The sequence below is a fragment of the Secundilactobacillus paracollinoides DSM 15502 = JCM 11969 genome, assembly GCF_001311135.1.
GTDB lineage: Bacteria > Bacillota > Bacilli > Lactobacillales > Lactobacillaceae > Secundilactobacillus > Secundilactobacillus paracollinoides.
In genome coordinates, this window is record NZ_BBAG01000088.1 from 1 (window position 1) to 8,406 (window position 8,406).

The window sequence follows — 8,406 nt, forward strand, 5'->3', positions numbered from 1 at the left end:
TAATTCACGCGTAGTGCTAGTTACGTAACAATCTGAAGCTTATATTAATCCATTGAAAACAAAAAGCCCCACAATTGGAGGAAACTTCGGCAAAGAAGGTAACCCAATTGAAGGACCAGACTAAATTTATCGCAGTTTCTAATCCGATTCAAGTTAAACTAAAGAAATTCATACAGATTATTGAACCAATTTACCTAACGCTCAATAAATCAGTCCGCCTACGGCGAAACTACAGGCAGGAAAAGGTAAGTGATCTGGTTATTTTAGCTACGATGCTCATGCGGATTCAACTCAGAGACCCTTCAGAAACTCACTTTCATCAGATGATGCTGGTGTGGGGAATAAGCTTACCTGAGCGTAGTCGCTATAATCGTCGATGTCGGAATCTTTTGTTAATCATGCGATTTATTCGATGGCAGTTAGTTCGCAAGTATTCACAGAGTAGTACTTATGAAATCCTTGATAGCGCCCCGATGACACTAGCCTCCGCCCGGCGTAGTCAGGCAGCTAGTGTTTTGCACTCCCAGGCTAACAAAGGTTCAACGCTACTAAGGAAACCTTCTTTTACGGATTCAAATTTCATATCGTTTTGAACGATCAAGGTTACGTGATGAACTGGGAACTTACACCAGCATCAACTGACGATCGCAAAGTAGTCGAAGAACTGCTTTTAACAACGCCTTGCACGCACATCCTAGCTGATGGCGGTTATCTTAGCAACCGGCTTAAGGAACGACTTTTAACCGTGTATGGTATCCGCTTGTGGACCCTGTGCGTAAAAATATGAAACAACCAAAAGAAGACGTTAGTCTTCTTAAGAATCTGCGGCGACATATTGAGACTGTCTTCAATAATCTAAATACAGTGGGACACTTTGAACATCTTGGAATTCGTACACTGAAAGGACTTGGAATCCGAATTGAATCAATGCTTTTATGGCAAACCATCAAGGTTCATGAACAACTAGAAAACGGTAAAAGTGGTTTTAAAATTGTATAGAACAACGAAATATTACAGAACTAGCACTACGCGTTAATTCATAAGAATTTGTTGACGGTGATCGGTTCAGCCGAACGCCCATTTGGATATTGGACAGCCCTAGTTCACAAAAGGTTTCGATTTTAATTCGTTCGGAATAGGTTATACTAGACAAAAGATCAGCTCCTAAAAGATGGGTTTGTGGTAAACACCATTTTAAAGGAAGCTGATCTTTTTTGTCCGAACAGCGTTCGGATTAATTTTACAATCTACCATTTACACAGGATTCTTTACGCTACCAGATGTGTACAGCAAAGCGAAAAAGCAGAATAATAGCAAAGCACTAGACCCACTAAATGAAAAAGAAGGAGCAGTGTTTTGCTTCGAATTGGAAATCTTAAGTATGTCAGATGCGCGAAAGTAATGGAATTGAACGACAGGAGGTATATTTAGTATTTGCAAAATAAAAATGGTTTCATTTTGGGCTTTGTTGACAAATTAAAATTACATGATATCATTAAAAATAAATATCAAATTAAGGAGAACTTTATGTGAGGAAATTAATTGGTATTACTGCAGATTTTTTTAGAAGCGACTGGGGTGATTAATCAAATATCAACGGACTTTGTACCACGGCCAGCTGTTTATGCCGTTTTAGCGGGAGGCGGTGTACCGGTGGGCCTACCATGCCTCCTGGAAGAAAACATTAACACGCTACTCGATCGTTTAGTATAGTGTGGTTTTTACCGGTGGTCCTGATATCGATCCACCATTCATGCACTGTGATCCAATTCCTGAACTAGGCATTACAAATCGTAATCGGGATGTTTTCGAGATTGCGCTAGTCCGTGTGGCGGTTGCAAAGCATATTCCAATCTTGGGAATTTGCCGCAGTGCACTAGTTATTAATGTTGCATTAGGAGGAACTGTCTACCAGGATTTAAAGAGCCAATTCCCACAAAAACCATTTAAGCATCACCAATTAGCTCCAGGCAATCAACCAACTCATTTTGTTTCTGTCAAGCTTGATTCTCACCTTTTTAAGGCGGTTGGTGACGATGTATTTGTAAATTCACGACACCATCAAGCATTAAGGACGTTCCCCCGAAACTAAGAGTTGTCGCTTGCGCTTCGGATGGTGTTATTGAGGCTGTTGAAAGCAATGACGCAAGTGTTCAAGCTGTTCAATGGCATCTTGTCATCGAGTTGCTCGTTTGATGGCTGATACCGGTTTGTATTCAACGTTACGTTGTCGTCATCCTAAGAGCTTAACTGATAGTCGCCTTGCACGGCATGGTGATTACCAGAATTTGGTCAAACATCGTTATTTTAAGCCGCTTGAAGCCCTGTCAAGTGATATCACGCAGATAACAACAGAAGGAAAGGCCTACATTTGCCAAATACGAGATTTGACTAGCAACCCCGTGTTAGCACATCAAATCTCGAATTATATGGATACGGATTTTGGTCTTAGCAACACTTGCATTGAGACCTTTTATAACCGCATAAGGGTGTATAAGCACGTTTAGACTATCTTGCCCAATAGCTTGGCTTGATTAGTATTCTCAGGTCTCACAAAAAATCGCTTAGCAAACTGTCCGAAAAAGTGTTGGCTTCCCATATGAACACACTACATATAATTGGACAACGTTAATCGACTTTCAAAGATCAACGGGACTTGTTTCGATACTTATCCGAAAATTAGATGATAAACAAATCAGTTAGTTTACAGAGGTGAATTAATGTCCAGAATTTATATTTCAACCTACATTGAAGGTTTAGCAGGAAGATTAAGGTCGAGCGATTTTCCGCGACCTTTACAGTCAACAGATTGATTGGGTCTTGCAAGGTATCCAGCAATCAAATAAGAACGTTTAAATAACTGATATTTTAATTGTAGATTCGCATGCAAAAGGGTTAAATTGAACTAAAAAAATATAATAAAGAGGATTTTGTTTATATGGAACACTTAAAATTACTTGGCATTGTCATTATCGTTGTCGGGTTTGCATTGAAGTGGGACACGACAGCGGTAGTGGTTTTGGCAGCAGTTGTGACAGCAGTTTTTTCGGGCATGAGCATCCCGGCTTTGCTGACCACACTTGGGCAGAGCTTTGTCGATAATCGCATGGTGTCGTTATTTTTTCTGACCCTGCCGATGATTGGGTTAGTGGAAAGCCACGGTCTCAAGGAAGTTGCCGTCAATGGCATTCAGAAGCTAAAGAAATTGACACCCAGTCGTATTTTGAATATTTATCTTGTGATTCGCGAGTTAGGTGGTGTCTTTGGTATCTCGTTATCTGGTCAAGTGCAGTTTGTGCGACCGTTGATCACGCCGATGGTAACGGCGGCGGCTGAAACCAAACGTAAGCTAACAGATAAAGATATCGACCTTATTAAGGCGCGTTCTGCGGCGACTGACAACTTTGGCAATTTCTTTGCGCAGAACCTGTTTGTTGCAACAGCGGGTGTTTTGTTGATCGCGAGCACGATGAAGAGCCTCAATCATCCAGTTGAGCCGATGCAGGTCGTTTTAGCATCCATTCCAGTGGCATTGATCACGTTGGTCATTGTGGCTATCTACAATCGCTGGTTTGATCGCCAATTTGAACAGCAGTCGCATAAGGGAGGCAAATGATCATGGTCAATACCCTTTTATTGATCCTTTATGCTCTGATTGGCGTCGTGATGGCGATTGCTGGTATTGAGGCGTTTCGCGCAAAAGATAATCCGGCACGTATCGGAACGGGTTTGTTTTGGGAGATCATGGCAGTGATTTTTGCCTTTGGGACCTTGATGCCCGCGATGGTCGTTGGTGTTCTAGTTGTTATTATCGGTATTTTGGCGTTGTTCAAGCAGATTCAGATAGGCAAAATTAAGCCCGTTGACGGCGCACACGCGGCAACAGCGGCCAAACGGCTTGGCGGTTGGGTATTCGTCCCAAGCGTGGTACTTGCAGTCGTTTCCATCGGTGTCGCCCAGTTTACCAAACTCGGTGGTCAGGTCGGCATTGGCATTGGTGCGGCGGTTTCGTTAATTGTGGCTATCATCATGACGAAGGCGCCAGGCAAAATGGTTTATAATGATACCCAGCGGATGGTTCGGTCAGTTGGTGCTGCTGGCATTTTGCCGCAATTACTAGCAACCTTAGGGGCAGTTTTTACTGCTGCTGGAGTCGGATCACTCACGGCGAAATTGATTGCCGGCTTATTCCCAACTGGAAGTCATCTTGGCGGCGTGATTCTATACTGTGTGGCGATGGCGCTCTTTACGATTATTATGGGGAATGCCTTTGCTGCGTTTGCCGTGATTACGGCAGCCGTTGGCATTCCTTTTGTCATTGCGCAAGGCGCTAATCCAGCGATTGTGGCGGCTTTTGGCATGACCTCTGGCTACTGTGGGACCTTGCTCACGCCAATGGCGGCGAACTTCAATAGTTTGCCAGTCGCGTTGCTCGAAATGAAGGATCCACTTGGTGTTATCAAACAGCAGGCGCCAATTGCGATACTATTGTTGATCATTCAAATCAGCCTCATGTACTTCTTGGCATTTTAGAAAGGAAATCTTCTCATGAAAATTCTTGTTACCGGATTTGATCCCTTTGGCGACGATAAAATTAATCCTGCGATTGAAGTCGTGAAACGTTTGCCGGATGAAATTGCTGGGGCACAAATCGTTAAATTGGAAATTCCGACAAAGTTTAATGTTTCAGCCGATGTCGTTAAAGATGCTATTGCCAAAGAAAAGCCTGACTATGTGTTGAGCATTGGTCAGGCTGGTGGCCGGTTTGAACTCACGCCGGAGCGAGTTGCGATTAACTTGGATGACGGTCGGATTCAAGATAATGCCGGGTATCAGCCACTTAATCACACGATTCATGGCGATGGCGAGAATGCCTACTTTACCCAGTTACCAATTAAGGCCATGGCCAAAGCCATTCGGGAAGCTGGTGTTCCGGCAGCAGTCTCCAACACAGCAGGCACTTACGTCTGCAACCACATTTTTTATCAGGTACAGTATATGCGGGATAAGATGTTTCCCGATATTAAGGCCGGCTTCATGCATATTCCATTTTTGCCGGAACAGGTTGTCACTCGTCCGGAAACACCAGCGTTGTCATTGGATGATGATGTTTTAGGCATCACTGCCGCTATCAAGGCCATCGTGTCCCGTGACGGCAAAGGCGATATCGAAACGATTGAAGGCAAGGATCACTAAAAGCCTGTTTAGTGTCTTTGCAGAACAGCTGAATTTTAGATATACCAATAGTAATTGAAATAATAAACACCTTAGGAGTGATTGGTATCCTAAGGTGTTTATTAAAGTTAAGGATTAAAATATTAAGCTACTATTCTCGATAACAGCTACTGTCATTATCGTAAGTGAGTTTAACAACATGATCAGACAATTCAACTGTGATCTGCTGATAAACTGGTTGATAACCGTGATGAGTGAGTTGCACATTAACCTTGTTGTGATCAATGGTAATTGTGTAATTGTTCCATTCACCTGACTGATACTTAAAGTCACGTCCATTATCTTGATAGTGTTGGTAGGTCCCTTGAGTACCAAATACTCTAAACGTCATCGCTTTCAACGGCTCATCGCTAATGTGGCTAACAGCGGTCCCCATGGCAAAATGGTGTTTTGTTTTACAAATAATGGTAGTTTATCGAGTGGGGTATCGACTACAATATCCTGATTACCGGCATACTCAGCACCGTTCCAAAAATCAACCCAGTTCCCAGCTGGTAAATAAACTAACCGCTTAAATTGAGATTTTTGAACAACGGGGGCAACTAGTATGTCGTCACCAACCATGTATTCGTCATTCAAGTCGCGTACACGAGGGTCCTGATCGTAGTTTAAGACAACGGGACGCATGATTGGTAAGCCAGTTTTGGTTTCCTTAGCAAATAAATCGTATAGATAAGGAATCAGACGATAACGCAATTTGAGATACTTGCGATAAATGTTTAACGTTGGCTCGCCAAATACCCATGGTTCTTGTTGGCGAGTCCCTAATTCTGCATGGTTCCGTAACAGTGGACTGAAAATTGCCCCTTCAATCCACCGTGTCAGTAATTCAGATGTCGTGTCTGAGGCAAAGCCACCAATGTCAGTTCCAGTAAAACTAAAGCCACTTAATCCTAGATTGCAGAGTTGTGGGATCATCATTTGGATATGTGGCCACATACTGCGGTTGTCACCGGTCCAAACAGTCGAGTATTTCTGAGTTCCGGCGTAAGCTGCCCGTGTGATGACAAATGGTCGGTTGCCAGTTTGCTCTTTTAGTCCGGTATAGGTTGCTTTAGCCATATTATGGCCATAAACGTTATGCATCTTCTTATGTGTTGAAGGCGTGTCTTGATCATTAAAGACCACGTCATCTGGAATCGGACCTTCGAACGTAGAGGGTTCGTTCATATCGATCCAAATACCAGCGACACCTAAATCAGTTAAAAATTTACCGTTGTTAGCCCACCACTGACGAACTTCTGGACGACCGAAGTCTGGAAAAGCAGCGTTACCTGGCCATACTTTGTTAATATAGACATCACCGTCAGCAGATTTAACGAAATAGCCTTTTTTAAGACCCTCGGCATAAATGTGATAGTCAGAATCTTGTTTAACACCGGGATCGATGATCGGGATGACCTTGAGACCCTGCTGGTTCAACTTGGTAATAAACTTCTTGGGATTACCTTGGTATTTATCCTTGTCCCAGGTGAAGACCCGATAACCATCCATGTAATCGATGTCAAAGTGAATCGCATCGCATGGTAAGTCGTACTTTGCAAGGTTATCTGCAATTGCTTGCACTTCTTCTTGACAAGCACTGTAACCCCACCGTGATTGTTGGTAACCGAGCGTCCACTTTTGAGGTAGTGGCGTTCGACCAGTTAAGTAGGTGTAATTGGTGACAATGTCTTTTAACGTGGTACCACCAATAATGTAGTAGTCGAGGTTACCTTGGACAGCTGAATAAAAGTAGTAATGGTTGCTTTCCTTGCCCATATCTAAATGGCTCTGGTAGGTATTGTCGAAGAAGATACCGTAAGGATGTCCATTTTTAGCCCCAACATCACTGGGATTGACTTGTAAATATTAGGTAGGATCTCCAGCTGGGGAGCGGGGTTATCAACGTTCCAATTATCATAGGCAAAACCACGTTTGTTTAGATATCCGGTCTTGTCACCAAGTCCATAAAAATATTCATCAGGTGCTAGCGATTTAATGATTTCGTAGTAACCTTGATCAGATTTAGTAGGTGCCTTAGTCACTGAATGGCCTTCTGCCTCAACTAATCGTTCATGGACTTTGTCGACACCTTTCAAGTGAATGCGTTTACCACGATAATCGGTAATCAAGGCATTGCCATCTTTATCAAAGGTATCAAGATGCCGTTCGGAATCGAGGTGAATCGTTAAAGTTGATGTCCGGATAATGTAATGATCACCAGCACTTTCAATAGTGAAATCAGTCGCCTGAATTTTATGACCCTCAATTGCATAGGAGTCACCTTGCTCACCGCGATTAATAAAGACGCGGATGATTTCCGGCGTAACAATAGTTAATTGTAATGGTTGGGTAAAAGCAAACGTGATCGTTTGGCCGTTCTGTGTGTAACTTGGTAATGCACTCATATTAAAAAACACTCCTTAGTAAAATGACTTTTATTTAGTTGGATTCTCTGACAAATCTTCTTGAGGCTTGTCTTGCTTAATAATACTAATGGCAAGTACCGCGATGAACATTGAGATACCAGCAATAAGCATCATTCCAGGCATCGAATTACCAACGAATTTAAAGACCATGAAGCTGGCAACGGATGCGAGAATTTGTGGCAAGCAAATCGTACCGTTAAAAATTCCAATATATGAGCCTTCATTGGCACCATCTAGTGAAGAAGTAAAGATATTAAAGGGCTCGACGTGCACCGTAAAGAAGCCGATACCGATTAAACAGAATGGGGCAATTAATAGGTACTGGTTGTGAATAAAGAATACCCAAACGAGGCCAACTGCGAAGCTAGCTAAGCCAAAGCGATACCAAAACTTTCGCTTGTATGGATTAGTCCGTGAAAGAACTAAGAAACCATATAGAATGGCGGCCATTGATTGAATGAATGTCAAGATTCCATACCAATTACCGGCATCTTGATAGCCAGCCGAAGCAGCATTAGTTGTGTGCCAAACGTTTTCGGCGATAGCACCAGTAGTATAAGTCCACATATATTGAATACCAATCCAGGCAAATAGTTGAACGAGGGCAACTTCCCAGAAAGCTTTCGGGGCTTCTTTTACTAATTGCCAAATAGGTTTGGTGTGCTTATGTTGTTCAGGATCGATGTGATGATAAAGTGCGTACGTGTCAGGATCATATTCCTTAACCGTATGAATAGTATATGCTGAGATGCCTAAGAGG

4 protein-coding genes and 5 pseudogenes are annotated in these 8,406 nt (G+C 42.7%); 6 read left to right on the top strand and 3 right to left on the bottom strand.

Annotated features, from left to right (window positions below; all coding sequences use genetic code 11):
- The first annotated feature begins 107 nt into the window (after nt 1-107).
- A pseudogene (locus tag JCM11969_RS20785) lies at nt 108-999 on the top strand (IS982 family transposase).
- 28 nt (nt 1,000-1,027) lie between these two features.
- Here the strand turns inward: JCM11969_RS20785 and JCM11969_RS17940 are convergent.
- Nucleotides 1,028-1,153, bottom strand: a pseudogene (locus JCM11969_RS17940) (helix-turn-helix domain-containing protein); the annotation flags it as partial.
- A gap of 600 nt (nt 1,154-1,753) precedes the next feature.
- On the opposite strand from JCM11969_RS17940, the pseudogene JCM11969_RS20575 reads away from it, so the two are divergent.
- From JCM11969_RS20575 to pcp, 5 genes and pseudogenes are all read left to right on the top strand, one after another.
- Nucleotides 1,754-2,196, top strand: a pseudogene (locus tag JCM11969_RS20575) (gamma-glutamyl-gamma-aminobutyrate hydrolase family protein).
- Nucleotides 2,169-2,453: pseudogene (locus tag JCM11969_RS17355) on the top strand (IS3-like element ISL1 family transposase); the annotation flags it as partial. The pseudogenes JCM11969_RS20575 and JCM11969_RS17355, both read left to right, overlap by 28 nt.
- A gap of 485 nt (nt 2,454-2,938) precedes the next feature.
- A complete protein-coding gene (locus JCM11969_RS15345) occupies nt 2,939-3,616 on the top strand; it encodes a DUF969 domain-containing protein (protein WP_054712571.1) in 678 nt (225 codons plus the stop codon).
- Between the two features lie 2 nt (nt 3,617-3,618).
- Nucleotides 3,619-4,533 (top strand): DUF979 domain-containing protein, encoded by a 915-nt coding sequence (locus JCM11969_RS15350; RefSeq protein WP_054712572.1) that lies wholly within the window; start codon nt 3,619-3,621, stop codon nt 4,531-4,533.
- 15 nt (nt 4,534-4,548) lie between these two features.
- Nucleotides 4,549-5,196, top strand: coding sequence for a pyroglutamyl-peptidase I (gene pcp, locus JCM11969_RS15355; protein ID WP_054712575.1), 648 nt, complete (start codon nt 4,549-4,551; stop codon nt 5,194-5,196).
- A gap of 130 nt (nt 5,197-5,326) precedes the next feature.
- Here pcp and JCM11969_RS15360 read toward each other — a convergent pair.
- Together JCM11969_RS15360 and JCM11969_RS15365 are read right to left on the bottom strand one after the other, a co-directional pair.
- A pseudogene (locus tag JCM11969_RS15360) lies at nt 5,327-7,625 on the bottom strand (glycoside hydrolase family 31 protein).
- Nucleotides 7,626-7,655: 30 nt separating this feature from the next.
- Nucleotides 7,656-8,406 (bottom strand): MFS transporter (locus JCM11969_RS15365; RefSeq protein ID WP_156319401.1); only part of this gene is annotated, 751 nt, incomplete at its 5' end.